We start from the raw sequence: 18558 nt of genomic DNA on the forward strand, positions 1-18558 counted from the left end.
ATTATAGAAACACCAATTTTGTTCAAACTCTGTACAATAACAATTCCATGGATCATTATTCGACATTTAATTGCCAGTTAACACCAAATTTATCTTCCACCCAGCCAAATTGCTTACTAAAACCATGGTTATCGATTGGCATACGGATTTCTCCACCTTGAGAAAGCTTTGTAAAAACATCTTGTAATTCTTGTTCATCATGGCATGTAATAAAAAGAGACATCGATGGAGTAAAAGTAAAATCATGTTGAATGGAACTATCACTACACATTATTTCTAGCCCTTTAATTACAATAACTGCTCGCAATATTTTCCCTTCCATACCTTCCACTTCTGAACCATATCTTTCGATAAAAGGAATATCGACATCAGTAAATACTGATTGGTATAAGTTTACAGCCTCTTCAGCTTCTCCTTGAAACATTAAAAATGGGTGTACTTGTTGTTTTACCATAGATCTTAACCCTCCGTTTCTAATTAAGTTTTGTTATATCAAAAATAGTACGTTGCATTTATTTACAATATCAGTCTTTAGACTTAGATAAACTCCATCCAGTTACCGTTTAGAAAAAGCACTTTCCCCCTTAAACTAAAATCAGATTAGGTAGCGGAGGGGTTTATAATGAAAAATCGAAACATGAAAGTAATTGTTTCCAATCAATTTTTGACTCAATTAGCAGATAGTGTATATGATATCGCAATTTTTTGGTATGTTTATGAAGTCTCACAATCAGCATTGTTAGCTTCGATTATTACAGCGTTAACTTTTGCCACACAAATATTAGTTGGTCCATTGCTCGGGACTTTCGCTGATCGTTTTGAACCGAAGAGATTTATGCAAATTGGATTTCTTGTCATGCTAAATGTAGGAATTTTTATGGCGATTAGTTTTCATTTCTTTTTTGATTATTTTTTAATCGTAGTTTATTTTGGGCTTATATTGCATGATGTAGGAATGTTTATAGTTGCTCCGGCTAAGAACCGATTACTACCAAGAATTGTTGCTCAAAAAAATCTATTGAAAGTGAATGGTTTCATTAGTTCATCAGGGCAAGTAGCAACATTGATTGGGACCTCGATTAGCGGTTTTGCAATCGCACTTATTGGATTTGTAGGTGTTATGTTATCACATTCACTTATTTATTTAATAGCTAGCCTGATTCTTATGTTTTTAGTTGAGATTACTAGTAAAGTACAGCCTACGAATATAGGTGAGGTAGCGGTTGCTGCATCTAATGAAGAAATAACAACAAATAAAAAAACATCTATTCTTCAAGAGTTAGTACAAGGTTATAAGTATCTGCGCATGAAGACGGAAGTATTTAAACTTATTATCCTTGCAATGGTAGTAAATGTTAGTACAATGGTACTTCCTTTATTCGTTGTACTAGTGCAAGTTCAATATAATGGCGGTGCAGTCATGTTCGGACTCTTTTCAGCCGCCGCCTCTATTGCAAGTATTATTGTTGGATTGATGATTACAAAACTCACCGCAAAGTTATCTGTCGCTCAAATTTTTTCTTATTCCTTTTTGATTGCTGGGATTACATTAATGCTCCTTACTCTAACAAGTATCCCTATTATTGGAATCATCCTATATTTTTCATTCACTTTTGTAATTGTAGCCTTAAACATTAAGTTCAATACCTATTTAATTACAATGGTCGATGATGAAGTACGCGGGCGTGTTTTTGGAATTATAGGAGCCATTTCAGGATTCTTAATTCCAATTTGTTCTCTTCTCGGTGGTTGGTTGGCAGACACACTCCATGTGAACATTGTATTCCTTCTTTCAGGAGCTTGGATTTTCTGTACAGGAGTATATGTATTTTTTGATAAAGATATCCAACAAATTAAAGAACCACCTGCTAGCGAAGAACAAACCTTATCTATATAAATTAGACGATACAGTGAAACTTCATTTTGTGAGGATTCGTTTTACTCACTTAGCCCACTCGGCCTTGCCTCATAGCTGAGAAGTACGGGTATTACTGCTCCGTTATTTGCGGGAAAAACGGTAAATTAGAAAACGTTCATCCGGATTATTTTCATATAGGATCGAGTAAGGAACTTCTTGAACACATTCAAATGGTGTAGAATTATCCAGAAAATAAATATATTCTTGATGTGAATAATACATGATTATATCTACATTTCTTGGATGTGTTTCAATGGAAGTTAATATGTTTTGTATAACTTTTCGAAATATATGAATTGTAAATGGGTTAAAAAAGTAAAAATTGGAGTCGTCTTTTGAGACAAAATATTCTTCCGCAAGACTACAAATTAATTCTATATCATCACTACCATAACGATTATGATTATCCATCGCTATTTCAATTATATTTTCATCCATTTCCACCCCTTTTACCTTCATCTTGTAATAATGATGAAAGTAAAAACTCACCCTCCCTTTTCCACATCCGTAATCAACAAGGTAACCGTTTGTAGGAGAATACACACGACTTAATTCTTCTAATGCACCATAGGGAGTTGGTTCATACGGGTTATATTGTAATTCATCTGGATAATTTAAGTGCTTCTGAGGTTGTGTTCGTATATGCAAATATTTATCATATCGATAATCTTTCATCTGCTTCTTCCTTTGTACATTGATTCTTTTACTATAGCATAAGATTTTCTTGTGCGTGTTTTTGCATATCAAATTATATTCGTTCCATACTATTCGTATCAAGTTGAATAATAAAAGATAAAGTTTAAAAATATTCAAAAAAGGGTAGTTTTATATATCTATAAATAAATGCTTTTCTTTAACGAAAGGGGAACACATGAAAAAAGTCACGAATGTTTTTTATTTCTCAGTAATTTTGGTTGGTATTATGGTAGCACTTGGTGCCATTTTTCCAGTGAAATTTGAAGAAATTTCACAAAACGTTCAATCTTGGGTATCTTCAACTTTTGGTTGGTATTATTTGTTGCTTATGTCTGTTTTAGTTGCTGTAGCAATATTTATTGCTGTTAGTCCATACGGTAATATCCGCCTAGGAAAAGACAGCGATCGTCCTGATTTTTCTAATATTTCTTGGGTGGCGATGTTATTTGCTGCGGGAATTGGTATTGGTTTAGTCTTTTACGGAGCATCTGAGCCGCTTGCCCACTTTATGGTTGATGCACCGCTATCCGAACCAGGGACCGCACAAGCATTCAAAGAAGCTTTATCGCATTCATTCTTTCATTGGGGGATACATGGTTGGTCCATGTATGGACTCGTTGCTCTTGCTATTGCGTACTTTCAGTTTAGAAAAGATGAACCTGGACTTATCTCCGTTACATTAAAACCTTTATTTGGAGATCGGATGAATGGGGGATTCGGTAAAGCAATTGATGCTTTAGCAATCTTCGCAACTGTCGTTGGTGTAGCTACGTCACTTGGATTAGGGGCAATCCAAATCAATGCTGGGTTATCCCATTTATTTGGTCTTCCAGTAAACATCGGAGTACAGGCAATTATCATATTAATTGTAACAGTATTATTTATCATATCTGCTTGGAGCGGGTTAAACAAAGGGATTAAAACATTATCAAATATTAATCTTTTACTTGCTTTAACACTTTTTATTTTTGTATTAGCCGTCGGACCTACATTATTAATATTTAACATGTTCTCGGAATCAATTGGCCTGTATTTTCAAAATTTCATTCGGATGAGCTTCCGATCCGCTCCTCTAGCATCGGATAATCGAGCGTGGTTAGATATATGGACAATATTTTACTGGGCATGGTGGATATCTTGGGCACCATTCGTTGGTATCTTTGTTGCACGTATATCTAGAGGTAGAACCATTCGTCAATTCATCTTTGGCGTAATTATTGTACCTGTTCTTGTAATATCTGCATGGTTTACTGTTTTTGGTACTACCGCAGGAGAAATGCAGCAACAAGGGATTGTTGATTTAACTCAATTTTCAACAGAACTCGTTCTATTTAATATGTTTGATTACCTACCTTTATCAACGATCATCTCACTGCTTGCCATATTTTTATTGGTTATTTTCTTTATCACGTCTGCAGATTCAGCGACATTTGTATTAGGAATGCAGTCAACTGGAGGATCACTTTCACCCCCAAATTCTGTTAAAGTCGCACTTGGATTATCTATTTCAGCAGTGGCTTTAATTCTTTTATATGTAGGAGGCCTTAGCTCGCTACAAAATACAGTTATTGTTGCGGCATTGCCATTCTCCTTTGTGGTTATATTGATGGTTATTTCCCTATACAGAGCCTTAAAAGAGGATGCTTACATCAAAAGAAGGAAGACTTCACTAAAGAAAAATGAGGAGGCATAAAGCGTAACTTCATTAGTAATGTTATCACAAGGGCATGACCTAGGTGCTCTTGAACAGAATTGGACAATTAATTGACTACTATTAAATAATAATCAAAAAGTGGAGGCAAATTTTACAGCCTTCACTTTTTCTATGCCTAGATATCCGTATGTTTCCATTAGAAGTGGTAACAATAAAACTAAAATGGAAGTACGAGGTGAGTTAGTATGATTCAATTAGAAACAGACATTGAAGGAAAGCAAGCTTATTTTGGAAAATTACAGGGAGGATTGAAAGAACTAGGGTTTGGCCTTTCTGGATCATGGCAATATGATGAAGGATATTTCGATGGGATACTCTCTCGAGAAGGAGCAGAGACGATTTATTTACGCCTCCCCTTTCATGTTATTAGTGGTGAATTAGACAATGATCATGCACTACTCGAGTTTGATACACCTTTTCTTATTAAACATGTAGTAAATACAGGATTAGAAAAAGAAGGCTCAGACTTAGCAACAGCTACAGGCCTTAGTCAATTCCAAAAACCCGTAGATGCAGATGGAGAAATTGATGATAGATCTTATTGGCAGAAAAACGGTGAGCATGCTGTTCAACAAATTATTAACCATATTGACAATAATTTATAGTTGATTGACCTCTACACTTACTTCATACTATGAAGTAAGAAGAGGAGGAAACTTATGTATCATTTCGTTGAAGATAAAATTAAAGAATCGATCGAAAATGGTGAATTTGATAATCTCCCTGGAAAAGGTAAAAGATTAGATCTACGTGATGAGTTTGCGGACATTCCCGAATCAATGAAACAACCTTTGCGGATTTTAAAAAGAGCTGGTTATCTCAATGAAGAGCAGGAAAAAAACGCTTCACATCTATCTGAACGTGACTTATTACAAATTGTGACTGAAAGTAAAGTTGAAAAGAAAGACCCAAATAAAAGAGCAGCCTTTCAATCATTTACGAAAAAACGTAGTCTAGACAAATCAAAAACATTTAAACGTTATGCTACGAAAATATATCAAAAATTTTTCGGGAGCAATCAAAATATATCGTAATAGGGTTGGGACAAAAGTATTCAAGTAAAAGATAATTGGCTTTTAAAAACACGCTTCAGAAATATACTACGCTTATCCAACGGCGGCTGGTGAGTCTCCGTATATTTCTTACGTTTATTAGCTATCATCTGTCTTTTTCCTATGTTATGCCCCAACTCTATTTAAAATAAGTCTAATTGTTTAGGAGCCAAACCTTGATAATCTATCCCCAGTATCTCTTGCAATTGTTTTGCATTATTTGCAGCGTGTCCCCCAGAATTATTGTTAAATAGTACGATAACATCGTGATTAGACTGATTTAATTGAGTCACTTCATTCGCTACTGTTAATAATTCTTCTTTGTTATAGTCATAGAGATAACGAACTTCTCTCCAGTTTTCATTCCCAGATCTTGTCCATCCATGAAAATTCCGTCCATGCAATCGAATAATTGTTGTATCAGGGTGTGTAGTGATAGGAACAAAAGGTACTGACCCTTTACCAGCCTGAGGTTCATCTGCAACAGAATGCATCCATCCCTCGTCCTTCATAAAAGCAATCGTTTGTTCACGAAAGGAATCACTATACCATGATTGATGCCTAAACTCTAGCGCAACCTGTATATCCCCCATCTGTCTTTTACAGTATCGAATATATTGTACATGTTCTTTTTTACAATCAAACCAAGGCGGAAATTGGAATAATACTGTTGCTAATTTACCTGTTTTTTGAAAAGGAATAATTGATTCTTTAAACGCTTCAAACATCGCTTGCTTAGATTCAAATGGACTTTCCCCACGCTGATGACCAGTCATTCCTTGGTATGCCTTTACTACGAATTGAAACTTCTCAGGGGTTTCTTTTATCCACTTTTCGATATTACGTTTCGGTTGAATTGCATAGAAGGAAGCATCTAATTCCACGACTGGAAAGTGACTACTATAATCCTGTAATTTTTCTTGAGGCTTTGTATCGGCTGTGTACAGAGTTTCATGATCTCCCCAACCAGTTAAACCAATATAAATCATCTATTTAACCTCCTTGCTATCATGTTCTGCTCCGTTTTTTTCTCACCAGATATTGCACAAAAGGAATCACAAGTGCGGATAAAAATAAAATCCGGAATAATTGAAATGCAGTAACAACCGTGACATCTGCTTGTACAGAAGCTGCAATAATACCCATTTGATCTAAGCCTCCAGGAACAACACTTAAAAAGCTTGTAGAAAAATCAAAATACCTTTGCTTTACAAACCAACTGATACCGAGCGCAAAGCTAACTAATATGACGCATGACAGTAGAGCATACATCCATTGTTTGTTCATTTTTTTAATGCTATCTCGTTTTAGCAATAATCCGATATAAATACCAATAAAAAGTTGAGCTATATGTAGAGCCGAATCTGGCATTACTGGCACTTGCCATCCAAGTAGGTTACATGACATCACAAAGAATACTGGACCCAATAAATAAGCTGTAGGCACCTTAATCAATTTAAACAGCATACCAACAAAATATGCTACGATCATTAAACCCAATAGTATTAAACTATATTGCTCATCATGAGAAGTTTCAACCGGAAGGTTTGGTCCTTGTATTGATACAATAAATGGAACCATTGAAACAATAACAAGCACGCGTAATACATGATAAAACGTCACTAGTGTTACGTCCATCTCTTTTTGTTCTTCAGCAAATACAATGACTTGTTGTAATCCTCCTGGGACACAGCATGTCATTGCAGTACCTAAATCCATCTGTGATAATCGAGATAATACAAAACTAATAACTAAAAATAATAGAAAAAATAATACATTAATAGCTATCATTAGCGGAAAAAAATGTACCATTTGTTGTAATGCTTCCAATGTAAATGCGTATCCTATAACATAACCGGCTATAACTAATCCTGTATTTCTAAAGAAAGGATGCCATGTTAACGAAATCGGGGCCTTTAATTGAGTGATTAAAACAAAAAATAGTGGTCCTAATAACCACGGCATAGGTAAACCTATAACTGAAAATACAGAAGCTCCAATTAGTCCAACTATAAACGTAACTATCATTGTTCTATACATGATGTTCACTTCTTCTTTTTTATTACATTATAACTCTCTTGCCTTCAATCTTAAATGGTTTAGCAAACATGATTAAAATTGTAAAAATTTGGGTACATATATGAAAAGCAGTTTGGAGTGATACGATGGAAAAACGAACGATACAACTTATATCTATGTACATAGCCTTCTTTGCTATGATTGCAGTCAATGCATTAGCAAATATCCTACCATTAAACGGGTATAATACAGGTGAAGTATCTAGCATGTATACCGTATATTTTACACCAGCAAGTTATACGTTTAGCATTTGGACAGTTATTTATATCGGGCTACTTTATTGGTTGATTAGAATTAGCTTTCATAAACAGCCAGTCACTGCTACATTAATGTGGATATTTATTTCAACATGTGTATTTAACGCACTTTGGATTGTATTTTGGCATTATTTATTTGATGGAGTTGCACTGATTATCCTTGGCTTACATCTTGTTTCAGTATTAATATTGTATGCTTACCAACGCCAACAACGAGCAAGTTATTCAATGATAATTCCTATTTCCATTTATTCTGGCTGGTTAATTATTGCCTTTACAACCAACATAATTTACTTTAGTGTGGCAACGTTAGAAGTTACTGATTCTACACAATTATTACTTGCTTACCTCGCACTTACAGTAATTATCTTAATTAGTATGGCTATACTATTCTCTGTACGCGATTGGATTATATTACTTGTTTTCTTATGGTCAATGGGCGGTATTGCAGTTAAAAACTTTTCTGATCAATGGACACTAAGTTTTGTAACAATTATTTTAATGATTTTCTTAATTATAATTTCGTTTCTTTACCTAAAACAATGGAAAAAAATTAAAAATGCTGATTAACTCTTGAATCTACCGCCTTTCTGGCTGCGTGGGGTATTTTTAGGCTTGAAATACGTACTCCCAGTATTGACTAACCAAGGCTATGGCAGTGTTATCAATACATCTTCTGTTGGGGGATTAGCTGGAAGTGCTGGCGTAGCACCATATGTTACTTCGAAGCATGCAGTAGTTGGTTTAACAAAAACAGCAGCCCTTGAAGTAGCTAGCGCTAATGTTCGCGTTAATTCAATTCATCCTTCTCCTGTAAATACAAGAATGATGCGTTCCTTAGAAGAAGGATTACAAGCGGATGAAGCAACAATGTCCAAAGGAATTCCATTGGGGCGTTATGGAGAAGCTGATGATATTGCAAAATTAGTATTATTCTTAGCTTCTGATGATAGTACGTTTATTACTGGTGGTCAGTATCGAGTTGACGGCGGTATGGGGGCATAACTTGCAGACAGAGCGCCACACTTAATATAAACAATAAGAGAAATATAAACTATTTTATACAAATAGAAACTGCTCAAAATAATTTAAAAATGCTTTAAAAGAAGCGAGCGTTATGCGCTCGCTTTTGCGTTGTCAATAGCTTTTCTCCATCTTCCATCTAACACGATTTAAAGGAACTATTACCCTTTTTTAACGATATCTAAAATGCCTTACGTTGGTAAATCCAATGGCTAATACCCCACGATAGTAGATAAACAAGAATGGTGAACATTGCCCCAAAAATATATAGCATTATTTCGGTTAGTTGCATTAAAAATGTTGCGTGTTTCGATAAAAGCGTAGAAATAAATGGTAACAAAGCAGTTAAGACAAGAAAACTAATAATAATGACAATAGTAATATAACCTGGTTTAAAGATATAAAATAATGGATATGCAAATGCAACAAAAGTAAGAAATAAGCCTATACCTATCACAATATCAGTCAATGTAAAGGATTTACCAAAAATAATAAAACCAATACTCGTCCATCCCATTGCTAACAACATATATACAACAGCACCTATATATCTCGCCGCGATAATTTGTTTACGCGTATATGGAAGAGAATTCAAAAGTAAGTTCGTTTCCGTTTTTTCATCGTAGGCATGTGTATTAAATGGAATAAATATACTAGAAATTAAAAATATAAATGCAGGATGATGTTTATCTAACATAATAAAACCAATTGAGATAAGCATATATAAGATTATTAGCTTCTTCTGAAGGATTAAATCTCTTTTAATCAGATTAAACATGCTGTTTACCCCCTTTTAAATAAAACATAATATCTTCAAGAGAAGCTGGATCAATAATAACTTCATCTCCAAAAATTTGCTTTACTTGATCAACATCACTCGTTAATGCCTCAAACCCTGTAGATGAACGTTGTATTTCTTCAAAGTACTGCTCCGTATCTCTATCTAAAAGTTCTACCCCGCCCTTTACTAATGCATAACTTTCTGAGACTCCATGAATTGTTTGTGTAAATACAATTTCTCCATTCCGAATAAATGATATATAATCTGCTATTCTATCTAAATCAGATGTGATATGTGTTGAAAAGAAAATAGTACGATTTCCATCTACCATCAAATCTTGTAATATAGATAACAGCTCTCTACGAAAAATTGGATCTAGTCCAGATGTAGGCTCATCCATAATAATGAGTTCCGCATGATGGGATAAAGCTATAGCTAGAGACGCCTTCATTTGCATTCCCTTGGAAAAATTCTTTATTGGTTTGTTTAGAGGTAGATCAAATTGCTTCACATATTGATGAAAGATTTTATCATCCCATCTCTTATAAGCTGGCGCAACAATCCGCTTAATATCTTTTAGATTTAATCCTTCAAAAAACACATTTCCATCATAAACAAAGCCAATACGCTCTTTAATTTCTTTTTCATGCATCGCATAATCCAAACCAAACACTTTCACTTCTCCACTGTCAGGTCGCAATAAATTCATCATCAATTTAATTGTAGTAGATTTTCCCGCCCCATTTGCACCGATAAATCCAGTAATAAATCCCTTTTTAATATGTAAGTCCATATTTCTAATAGAAAAACCTTTCAATTCTTTCGACAAATTCGTTATCTCCACCACATTCTCCAATATAGTTCACTCCTCATATAAAATGTCTAATAATTGTTGTAAATCTTCTAATGATAGACCTATCTCTTTACTGTTTGTAATGACAGCATTTAATTGTTCTTCAATTACTTTTAATTTTTTTTCACGAATAACCTCTAGATTTTGCTCCGCTACAAACGATCCTTTACCGACGATAGAATAAATAAATTCATCTTTTTCTAGTTCTTCATAAGCACGTTTTGTAGTGATTACACTTATCTTCAAATCTTTTGCAAGTTGGCGTATAGAAGGTAATGCAGCCCCCTCTTGCAATTCACCTGATAAGATTAACGATTTAATTTGATTCGTGATTTGTTCATAAATAGGCTCTTTTGAGCTGTTTGAAATTATTACTTTCATGCTAATCCCTCTTAATTTTATGTTTTTTATATATGGTTCAATTGAGTATCTAGTAATTAATAGTTAACATATTTTCGTTAAAGGTATCCTCTCCTTCTGATTAGACATTGTTTAGATGAATAATGTATATATACAGTATATACATTATATACACACTTTATGAAAGATGCAATAATTATATAAATTAAAAAAGCAACCCCGATTTTGGCCGAGATTACTTTTTCATAGAAAGTTCTTAGATAATTGCCCTTTGCATCCACTTAATATGCGGATCTTCTTGAACGATGTTTACTGCTACCTTGCTGCGATTTACTTTTCCTTATCATCGCTTTTATTGTTTTGATTCCTGAGACATATTATCCTCATTGTATAAGTTACTTCTTCGTTTAAAGAATTCAAATAGATGCGTAATAATAACCTTTAATATAGCATAGCCTGGTACTGCTAACAAGATACCAACTACTCCAAATAGGTTACCAGCAGTTAAAATGATAAAGATAATTGTAATGGGATGAACACGTAGATTTCTTCCCATAATTTGCGGAGAAATAAACTTTCCTTCTATCAGCTGTACTACTGTCCATACCGCAATTAATTTGAACAACATAAAAGGGGAAGTTACCAGAGCAACGATTAATGCAGGAGTTATAGCAATCGCTGGTCCTAAATAAGGCACTACATTTGTAAATGCAGCAATTAATGCTAGTACTGGAGCATAATCCAATTGAATAATAGTAAAACCTATATACATTAAAAGGCCGATACAAAAAGCAACGATAATCTGTCCTCTAATATATGCACTAATTTGTGTATTCATCTCTTTAAGCACTGTATATGTTTGATCACGTAATGATACTGGTAAAAACTTAAGGAAATATCCTGGTAGTTTATCTCCATCTTTTAATAAATAAAACAAAATAAAAGGTAACGTTACAATTGCAAGGACAATTTCTGTAACCGCTCCTATCACACCACCAATATTACTAAAGGCAGTGTCTACCAAGTCTAATGACTTCTCAGATATCTGTGTAACGAAACTAGAAATATCTAAACTACTCAATATTTGAGACTGATTTATCACTTGACTTCCTACTAAACTCTCTACCATATCTTCAATATCATTAATAAAAGGAGGTAAATTTTCAATTAAACTCATTATTTGTTCGCGTAGAACCGGAATAACTGAAACAATTAGAACTGTCAGAAGGCCAATAATTATAATAAACAAACCAAATATCGAGTAGATCCGTTTTATATTTTTCTTCTCTAAATAATTTACAATTGGATTTAATAGATAGTAAGCTATTGCTGATAATACTAAAGGCAAAACTACTGTTTTCACAAGCACAACAAAAGGTGTAAATACAAAAGAAATATTTGTGAAGATAAGTATGTTTAAACCAATTAACAATAGAATTGTGAGAAATAACACAAAGCGATTGTTAAGAAAAAAACGTTTAAATAATCCTATTTTGTTATCATTAATTCCCAAATCGGCACCTTCTTTAACAGTAAATTCAATAGCAATAAATGAATAATATTAATTATTAGAATATGATATAATATTTATTTTTTCCATAAGGAAGTAGTTTTAACCTCCTACTTATATCCTAGCATAAAAAGGCAGGAACCGCCTACAATACCTGCCTTTTTTACTATAATTTTACTTTTCTATTAAAAGATATTTCTTCTCCCAGAGCTCTTCAATCTCTTCCTTTTTTTCTTGAAGCTGCATTAATTGATCCACATCGGTTGATACTTCCATCTTTCTTTCGATAATAATCAATTCTTTCTCCAGGTTATCGATCTCCTCCAGAAGAATTTTCTTGTCATTTCCCTTTAATTGTTTATGCACTTGTGACGGTGAGATATCTATATTTGTTTTATTATCCCGCGTCACCAGCATATCTTTTAATTTCAAACGTTGCTCTCTCATTTTTTCTCTAGCCCAAGAGTAATTTCCATCGTAAACATGGACCTTTTTATCTTCTATCCAATAGATTCGTTGAAATATCTTATCTAGGAAGTATCGGTCATGACTTACTGCAATTATTGTCCCTTGGAAGTTTTCTAGAGCTTCTTCTAGCACTTCTCGGGAATCTATATCGAGATGATTCGTTGGTTCGTCTAATATGAGTGTATTCATATCTTGATACATAAGTTGAGCTAATCGAAGTCGCATCTTTTCTCCTCCACTCAGTTCAGAGACCCTACGAAACACCGCATATCCATAAAATAAAAATCGCGCAAGTATATGTCTTGCCTTTCCTTCTACAACAGCTACTTCATTACGAAAGGCTTCTATTACCGTTAAAGCAGGATCGATATCTTGGAAAATATGTTGCGATAGATAACCTATCTTTACATTATTACCGATATAAACAGCTCCAGCATCAGGGTGTTGAGACTGTAATAACATTTTAATCAAGGTAGATTTCCCTGTTCCATTTTCTCCTATAATTGCTACTCTCTCTTGATAACGAATGTGCATTTCAACATGTTCAAAGAGTAGATGGTTTTCAAATCGCTTCTTTACGTCTTCCATTCTAACAACGTCTTTTCCACTTCTATCTGTTGTTTCCATATCTAACCCCATCTTATTACGATGAAGTAGTGGTTTATCTATCTTTTCCATTCGTTCTATAGCACGTTCCATATTTCTTGCACGTTTATGCAAGCCTTCATTTGGTGGATTAGCACGATTTGCCCATTCACGTAGTCGTTTTATAGCCTCTCTCATTTTTTTAATTTTCTTTTGCTGTTCTTGATAGTCTTGGAACTCTTTTAACAACCTGGATTCCTTTTCCTTTATGTGATTACTAAAATTGGTTTCATAAATAACTGCCTCTCCATCTTCTAAATCAATAATTTTGGTTATTGTTTCATCCAAAAAGTAACGATCATGAGACACGATAACCACCGTGCCCGGATAATCGTCTAGAAATGAAGCTAACCATTCAACTGCAACTAAATCAAGATGATTGGTTGGTTCATCTAACAAGAGAAGATCAGGTTGTTTCAATAAGATTGTTGCCAAGGCAACCTTTGTCTTTTCCCCTCCGCTCAATTGTTGAAAAGACAGCTCTAACAATGAAATTATATTTAATCCTCGGCAGACTTTTTCAATTTGCGCTTCTATTTCATAGCCACCTAAAAAAGAGAATCGTTCTTGAACCTCTCCATATTGGATAATGATATCTGATACATTTTCATTTAAAGGGTCTTGCATCTTTTCCTCATATTCTTGCATTTGCTTTTCTAAGTCGTTTAGAGTCTCAAATGCATTTTTCAATACATGATAAACGGTTAACCCATTCATTTCGTCCTGTATTTGTGCTAAATAACCAACTTGGATATTCTTTTTCCAATGAACCTTACCTTCATCAGGTTCTTCTATCTTTGCCATCAATCTGAGCAACGTCGATTTTCCAGCTCCATTTCTACCAACGAGTCCAACTCTTTCTTTTTCATTTATTTCCAGATTAATCCCTTCAAAAATAATATTTCCACCGTACATCTTTTTAATATTTTGTATACTACACGTAATCATGTAAATATCTCCTTTACTTTCAAGTCACCTCTCATGACAATAAAAAGAAAAAGCACAAAGAGCATCGTAACCTCTTTGTGCTAAAAAAGTTCCATATTTTAATAGGAGTTACTTCTTACGTGCATGTAGAGATGCTTTTTCACGATTCATTCACTTTTATTAAGTTACTAAAAAAGGACACACGTATCCCGTTGCTAGCAACTACAGCAAATTTCGCACGACAAAAATAAAGGAACTCTATCCAATTCGCACGCATCATTTCATGAAAAAACATCTCTACTCACCTCCGTCCATTTCTTCGAATAATTTGATTATACTGTAAAAAAAATTCAATAACAAGGTAAAATTCACGAACTTATATTATCTTATTTCCAAGATACTTTTTCTAAAGTGAAAGCTAGGAAGATTCTATACTGTTGAATAATTATTTTTATAAAGGGTTTTTTCTCTTTTAATGGAATATGTATTATAGATGTTTCTTGGGAGGTGCCACACTATTGACTACGTTTCAAAACGATTCCATCCAACATACACTACTCTATATTCATCAACATATAGATGAGGATTTAACTTTATCTAAGCTTGCTCAATATGCAGCCTATAGTCCTTATCACTTTTCGCGTGTTTTTAAAAAACACGTTGGCGTATCGCCGCAATACTATATTTCTTCCGTACGCTTACAAAAAGCAAAGGAATTACTATTACAAACTAACTTCACCATTCGTGATATTGGATTAGAAGTAGGACAGCAAAGCTTAGGTACCTTTACTTCTCGATTTACTAAAAGTGTTGGTGTCTCTCCAAATCAATTTCGCAGAATGTACAATACCACAGGGGAATATGTAAAACAAATTGAACAATTACCTACTGAACAATTGAAATTACACTCTCCAGTTACAAATACTCTAGCTGGAACTATTAAAGCTGAAACGGAATTTGAAGGCATTATCTTTATTGGCCTTTTCTCTAAACCAATACCAGAAGGGCTACCTATAGTTGGAACGGTACTTAGGAATACAGGCAATTTTCATCTCAAAAATATCCCTATAGGAATTTATTATCTTATGGCAACGGGGTTTCCATGGAGTAGTACTTCTACATCTATTCTCATACCTCATCACACATTGCGAGTGCGAAAAGTAGACCCTATTACAGTCGATGGAATATCAAAACTTTCACCCGAACATTTAATCCTTCATGAACCTAGGATTTCCGATCCACCAATTTTAGTTTCTCTTTCATTGCTCATGCAAAACTTTATAACAAGAGAGAGGAATAGTAGCAAAGTTAGCAAATGAAAAGAAATAGAAACCTCCATAATTATTTAAAATGGCTTTATAAATATGAAAATGAAGGAGGAGATGTGATGTCGATCGATTCGGTATTTATAGAGCAAATCAATAAAGCATTTTCTGTAGGAGATGTTGATTTTTTATACGATCATATTACAGATGATGTAGTATTAAATCAAATAGGTGATTCCTCATTACAAGGCAGAGAAGCTTTTATTAACAACATGGAACCAATGCGCGGAGTTGTAGCTGATAAATATGAGGTCAACCGTATATTCACAGATAAAAATTCAGCAATTGTAGAAGGTGAGATGAGTTTCTCAGATGAAAATGGTAACGTGAACGCCTATGGGTTTTGTGACATCTACACTTTTACGGATAATAAAATCAACAATCTGACAGCTTTTATGATTCCAATAAACAATTAATAAAACATAAAAACCGAATGGTAAATGGATTTACTCTTTTACTATTCGGTTTTTATGTTTTTGGGTTTAGCAATTTTGTAAGGGCACCTATAATTTTTCAATCAACTTTTACCAGTCTAACTCCTTTAATCAAGCGTTTGATTAAAGTGTACTAAATTATTCATAACCTTGTTTGAACTCATGTAAATGGTTTGAATTTTCGTTAATTGAAGAGTAATCTAAAGTTTATATATGGAAGGAGAGGATTACATGGCAAATCAGATCCCAAACATTACATTACATGATGGACTAACTATTCCGAAAGTAGGTTTTGGAACCTATCGTTTGAATGGTAACGATGGTGTACAAGCCATCAATAATGCCATCGATAATGGATATCGCTTAATTGATACTGCCTATAATTATGAGAATGAAGGAACTATTGGGGAAGCTGTTAGACGAAGTTCCACACCTCGAGAACAATTGCTTATTACTTCTAAGCTCCCAGGTCGATATCATCATTATGATAAGGCAGTTACTACGATTCAAGAATCCTTATATCGAGCAAACCTTGATTATTATGACTTATATCTTATTCACTGGCCAAATCCAATTCAGGATGTATATGTAGAAGCATGGCAAGCGTTAATTGATGCGAAGCGCTGGGGTTATATTCGTTCTATCGGAGTATGCAATTTTCTCCCAAATCATTTAGAACGACTTAAAAAAGAAACTGGGGTATTACCAACTATAAATCAGATTGAATTACATCCTTTCTTTAACCAAGAGGAGCAACGAAAATGGCATCAAGATCATCAAATTGTAACTGAATCTTGGAGTCCATTGGCACGCACTAATGATGTGCTAGATCACCTTGTTTTACAGGAGATTGCTAAGAACCATAATCGAACGGTATCTCAAATTATATTGCGTTGGCATTATCAACTCGATGCGATTGCTATACCTAAATCTGCGACGCCTTCAAGACAGCTTGAAAACATTTCAATTTTTGATTTTGAACTATCCAACGAAGAAATGTCTATCATAAATCAATTGTCAAAAGCTGATGGTCGCATGAAAGATCAAGACCCAGCAGTTTATGAAGAGTTTTAGGTTATATACATTAAGGGCTTCTTATTAACCATAACACATTCAGAAAAGTATTAAATTGTACAATAGAGTGCTTCTATTAACTAAAACGATCTTAGAAAAACATTTATTTGTTCAATAGAAATACTCCAATTCTTAAGCATACGTAGATTCACTAATCGCCCACCCAATCAGATAGATGAAGTTATCTAATTTAGTGGGCGATTTTCAAAGCTTAGATCATTCAAATTCTTTTATCCATAACTAATAAAAAATCGCTTGGCTATCAACTCCAAACGATCAAAATACATAATTACTTATCTAGAAAATTCTCCGTATAAAACGGCTGATTGTCTTCGTTAAAGTCAACACCAATTCCTAACTCGGTAAATCTATTGTTTACTATATTCTCACGATGACCTTGCGAATTCATTAAACCTTGATGAGCAAAAATACTACTGAACTGCCCATAAGCTAGATTTTCTCCAGCACTTATGAATGAAATTTCATCTTCTCGCATTCGATCAAAAGGAGATTCGCCTTCTAGATTAGTATGACTAAAATATTGATTCTCTGCCATATCCGTACTGTGATCCCTTGCAGTTCCCCTTACGTCTTCGTTCCATTCTAGGACAGATAAACCATGGTTTACCCGAGTAGCATTGGTTAAGTCAAATAACTGATATTCAAAACCTTCTTTTAATGGCTCACTACTTGGTGTATAGAGCGCTCTTTTTGAGGATTCTAAGTTCTCATCTATTAATTGAATAGCCGTCATTTCATCATCTTCATGAATATCGTAGAAAATAGTAACATAACTCCCATCCATGTGATAGATATCATATTCTCCTTTGCTGTTGATTTGATAATTAAACCAACCGTTACGAATTACTTCTTCCGGCTCACCTAGTGTTTCATTTACAGCCGATTTCGGAACACCTAATTCTAAGTCATGCTGGGAAGAAATCAAATCCTGATTGGTAAATAACCCTCGCACAACGTCTTGCTCATCATATGCAACCATCATAAAATTTTGATAGTTTTCATGATAGGTCGACCATTTTACTCCATACTCATTTTCATTTTCACGCATAGGTTCTCCATACATTTCTTCAACCACAGCTTTTGTATCTCCAAGTTCTACATTCCCAACAGAAAATGATTGTTCATCAGGAGTTGTCAGTTCAGGCTTTTCTACTGGTTCTGGTTCTGGTTCTTGTTCTGAATTTTGAATAGAATCAATTACAGAGGAGTAAAGCATAGAGACTTGATCTTTCACTCTATCAAAGTCAAAGTTAATTTCATAATCTATATTTTGAGTAGCAAGATCCGTTGCGGAATGAAAAGTATCACTAACTGATTCAGGAATAATTTCACGTACGGTATCTTCCCAATATGGTTTTGTCCAAAAAGCCAATATTATAATTAACAGCAGTAAAAACAAGCGCTTTAAAATTTCTATCCCA

At 34.1% G+C, this 18558-nt stretch carries 19 protein-coding genes and 1 pseudogene; 9 read left to right on the forward strand and 11 right to left on the reverse strand.

Annotation, left to right across the window (positions count from 1 at the left end; all coding sequences use genetic code 11):
- Positions 1-55 precede the first annotated feature (55 nt).
- Positions 56-454 carry a VOC family protein gene (locus AQ616_RS14885; RefSeq protein WP_017795477.1) on the reverse strand — a complete coding sequence of 133 codons (399 nt, stop codon included), beginning with the start codon at positions 452-454 and terminating at the stop codon, positions 56-58.
- Positions 455-622: 168 nt separating this feature from the next.
- On the opposite strand from AQ616_RS14885, the gene AQ616_RS14890 reads away from it, so the two are divergent.
- Positions 623-1897, forward strand: a complete 1275-nt coding sequence (locus AQ616_RS14890) for an MFS transporter (RefSeq protein WP_069686130.1) — start codon at positions 623-625, stop codon at positions 1895-1897.
- A gap of 102 nt (positions 1898-1999) precedes the next feature.
- Here AQ616_RS14890 and AQ616_RS14895 read toward each other — a convergent pair whose 3' ends face one another.
- Positions 2000-2593 carry a class I SAM-dependent methyltransferase gene (locus tag AQ616_RS14895; protein WP_069686131.1) on the reverse strand — a complete coding sequence of 198 codons (594 nt, stop codon included), beginning with the start codon at positions 2591-2593 and terminating at the stop codon, positions 2000-2002.
- Between the two features lie 196 nt (positions 2594-2789).
- Between AQ616_RS14895 and AQ616_RS14900 the strand changes: the two genes are divergently transcribed.
- The 3 genes from AQ616_RS14900 to AQ616_RS14910 all read left to right on the forward strand — a co-directional run bounded on the left by AQ616_RS14900 (position 2790) and on the right by AQ616_RS14910 (position 5362).
- Entirely contained in the window at positions 2790-4307 is a 1518-nt protein-coding gene (locus AQ616_RS14900) for a BCCT family transporter (RefSeq protein ID WP_017795474.1), read from the forward strand.
- Positions 4308-4513: 206 nt separating this feature from the next.
- Positions 4514-4933, forward strand: a complete 420-nt coding sequence (locus AQ616_RS14905) for a YugN family protein (RefSeq protein ID WP_017795473.1) — start codon at positions 4514-4516, stop codon at positions 4931-4933.
- A 54-nt stretch (positions 4934-4987) separates the two neighbouring features.
- Positions 4988-5362, forward strand: coding sequence for a DnaJ family domain-containing protein (locus tag AQ616_RS14910; protein ID WP_069686132.1), 375 nt, complete (start codon positions 4988-4990; stop codon positions 5360-5362).
- 161 nt (positions 5363-5523) lie between these two features.
- Here AQ616_RS14910 and AQ616_RS14915 read toward each other — a convergent pair whose 3' ends face one another.
- Positions 5524-6369 (reverse strand): DUF72 domain-containing protein, encoded by an 846-nt coding sequence (locus AQ616_RS14915; RefSeq protein WP_017795471.1) that lies wholly within the window; start codon positions 6367-6369, stop codon positions 5524-5526.
- Positions 6370-6388: 19 nt separating this feature from the next.
- Positions 6389-7420, reverse strand: coding sequence for an AbrB family transcriptional regulator (locus tag AQ616_RS14920; protein ID WP_084822491.1), 1032 nt, complete (start codon positions 7418-7420; stop codon positions 6389-6391).
- A 125-nt stretch (positions 7421-7545) separates the two neighbouring features.
- Here AQ616_RS14920 and AQ616_RS14925 point away from each other — a divergent pair, with 125 nt between their 5' ends.
- Positions 7546-8286 carry a tryptophan-rich sensory protein gene (locus tag AQ616_RS14925; RefSeq protein ID WP_069686133.1) on the forward strand — a complete coding sequence of 247 codons (741 nt, stop codon included), beginning with the start codon at positions 7546-7548 and terminating at the stop codon, positions 8284-8286.
- A 24-nt stretch (positions 8287-8310) separates the two neighbouring features.
- Positions 8311-8721, forward strand: a pseudogene (locus AQ616_RS14930) (SDR family NAD(P)-dependent oxidoreductase); the annotation flags it as partial.
- Positions 8722-8920: 199 nt separating this feature from the next.
- On the opposite strand, the gene AQ616_RS14935 reads toward AQ616_RS14930, so the two are convergent.
- The 6 genes from AQ616_RS14935 to AQ616_RS20105 form a co-directional block, all read right to left on the reverse strand.
- The gene (locus AQ616_RS14935; RefSeq protein ID WP_069686135.1) at positions 8921-9517 is read right to left on the reverse strand and encodes an ABC-2 transporter permease; all 597 of its coding nucleotides are present in this window, start codon (positions 9515-9517) and stop codon (positions 8921-8923) included.
- Complete coding sequence (locus AQ616_RS14940; RefSeq protein ID WP_017795466.1) at positions 9510-10376, reverse strand: ABC transporter ATP-binding protein; 867 nt, start codon at positions 10374-10376, stop codon at positions 9510-9512. The genes AQ616_RS14935 and AQ616_RS14940 overlap by 8 nt, the downstream gene beginning before the upstream one ends.
- A 6-nt stretch (positions 10377-10382) precedes the next feature.
- Complete coding sequence (locus tag AQ616_RS14945; protein ID WP_017795465.1) at positions 10383-10754, reverse strand: GntR family transcriptional regulator; 372 nt, start codon at positions 10752-10754, stop codon at positions 10383-10385.
- Positions 10755-11085: 331 nt separating this feature from the next.
- Positions 11086-12246: an AI-2E family transporter gene (locus tag AQ616_RS14950; RefSeq protein WP_017795464.1), complete on the reverse strand. Its 1161-nt coding sequence runs from the start codon at positions 12244-12246 to the stop codon at positions 11086-11088.
- 171 nt (positions 12247-12417) lie between these two features.
- Positions 12418-14304, reverse strand: coding sequence for a ribosomal protection-like ABC-F family protein (abc-f, locus tag AQ616_RS14955; RefSeq protein ID WP_069686136.1), 1887 nt, complete (start codon positions 14302-14304; stop codon positions 12418-12420).
- A gap of 139 nt (positions 14305-14443) precedes the next feature.
- Positions 14444-14578, reverse strand: a complete 135-nt coding sequence (locus tag AQ616_RS20105; protein ID WP_017795462.1) for an RAxF-45 family protein — start codon at positions 14576-14578, stop codon at positions 14444-14446.
- 223 nt (positions 14579-14801) lie between these two features.
- Between AQ616_RS20105 and AQ616_RS14960 the strand changes: the two genes are divergently transcribed.
- From AQ616_RS14960 to AQ616_RS14970, 3 genes are all read left to right on the forward strand, one after another.
- Positions 14802-15602 (forward strand): AraC family transcriptional regulator, encoded by an 801-nt coding sequence (locus AQ616_RS14960; RefSeq protein WP_017795461.1) that lies wholly within the window; start codon positions 14802-14804, stop codon positions 15600-15602.
- A 68-nt stretch (positions 15603-15670) separates the two neighbouring features.
- Complete coding sequence (locus AQ616_RS14965; protein WP_017795460.1) at positions 15671-16024, forward strand: nuclear transport factor 2 family protein; 354 nt, start codon at positions 15671-15673, stop codon at positions 16022-16024.
- A gap of 249 nt (positions 16025-16273) precedes the next feature.
- On the forward strand, positions 16274-17116 hold the full coding sequence (locus AQ616_RS14970; protein ID WP_069686137.1) for an aldo/keto reductase: 843 nt from the start codon (positions 16274-16276) through the stop codon (positions 17114-17116).
- A gap of 289 nt (positions 17117-17405) precedes the next feature.
- Here AQ616_RS14970 and AQ616_RS14975 read toward each other — a convergent pair whose 3' ends face one another.
- Entirely contained in the window at positions 17406-18536 is a 1131-nt protein-coding gene (locus tag AQ616_RS14975; RefSeq protein WP_069686138.1) for a CAP domain-containing protein, read from the reverse strand.
- Positions 18537-18558 lie beyond the last annotated feature (22 nt).

The sequence above is a fragment of the Oceanobacillus sp. E9 genome (genome assembly GCF_001741975.1).
Classification (GTDB): Bacteria; Bacillota; Bacilli; order Bacillales; family Amphibacillaceae; genus Oceanobacillus; species Oceanobacillus kimchii.

Coding starts and splice junctions, on each gene's coding strand:
- AQ616_RS14885 (WP_017795477.1), bottom strand. CDS start 454: ATGGTAAAACAACAAGTACACCCATTTTTAATGTTTCAAGGAGAAGCT.
- AQ616_RS14890 (WP_069686130.1), top strand. CDS start 623: ATGAAAAATCGAAACATGAAAGTAATTGTTTCCAATCAATTTTTGACT.
- AQ616_RS14895 (WP_069686131.1), bottom strand. CDS start 2,593: ATGAAAGATTATCGATATGATAAATATTTGCATATACGAACACAACCT.
- AQ616_RS14900 (WP_017795474.1), top strand. CDS start 2,790: ATGAAAAAAGTCACGAATGTTTTTTATTTCTCAGTAATTTTGGTTGGT.
- AQ616_RS14905 (WP_017795473.1), top strand. CDS start 4,514: ATGATTCAATTAGAAACAGACATTGAAGGAAAGCAAGCTTATTTTGGA.
- AQ616_RS14910 (WP_069686132.1), top strand. CDS start 4,988: ATGTATCATTTCGTTGAAGATAAAATTAAAGAATCGATCGAAAATGGT.
- AQ616_RS14915 (WP_017795471.1), bottom strand. CDS start 6,369: ATGATTTATATTGGTTTAACTGGTTGGGGAGATCATGAAACTCTGTAC.
- AQ616_RS14920 (WP_084822491.1), bottom strand. CDS start 7,420: ATGTATAGAACAATGATAGTTACGTTTATAGTTGGACTAATTGGAGCT.
- AQ616_RS14925 (WP_069686133.1), top strand. CDS start 7,546: ATGGAAAAACGAACGATACAACTTATATCTATGTACATAGCCTTCTTT.
- AQ616_RS14935 (WP_069686135.1), bottom strand. CDS start 9,517: ATGTTTAATCTGATTAAAAGAGATTTAATCCTTCAGAAGAAGCTAATA.
- AQ616_RS14945 (WP_017795465.1), bottom strand. CDS start 10,754: ATGAAAGTAATAATTTCAAACAGCTCAAAAGAGCCTATTTATGAACAA.
- abc-f (WP_069686136.1), bottom strand. CDS start 14,304: ATGATTACGTGTAGTATACAAAATATTAAAAAGATGTACGGTGGAAAT.
- AQ616_RS20105 (WP_017795462.1), bottom strand. CDS start 14,578: ATGTTTTTTCATGAAATGATGCGTGCGAATTGGATAGAGTTCCTTTAT.
- AQ616_RS14965 (WP_017795460.1), top strand. CDS start 15,671: ATGTCGATCGATTCGGTATTTATAGAGCAAATCAATAAAGCATTTTCT.
- AQ616_RS14970 (WP_069686137.1), top strand. CDS start 16,274: ATGGCAAATCAGATCCCAAACATTACATTACATGATGGACTAACTATT.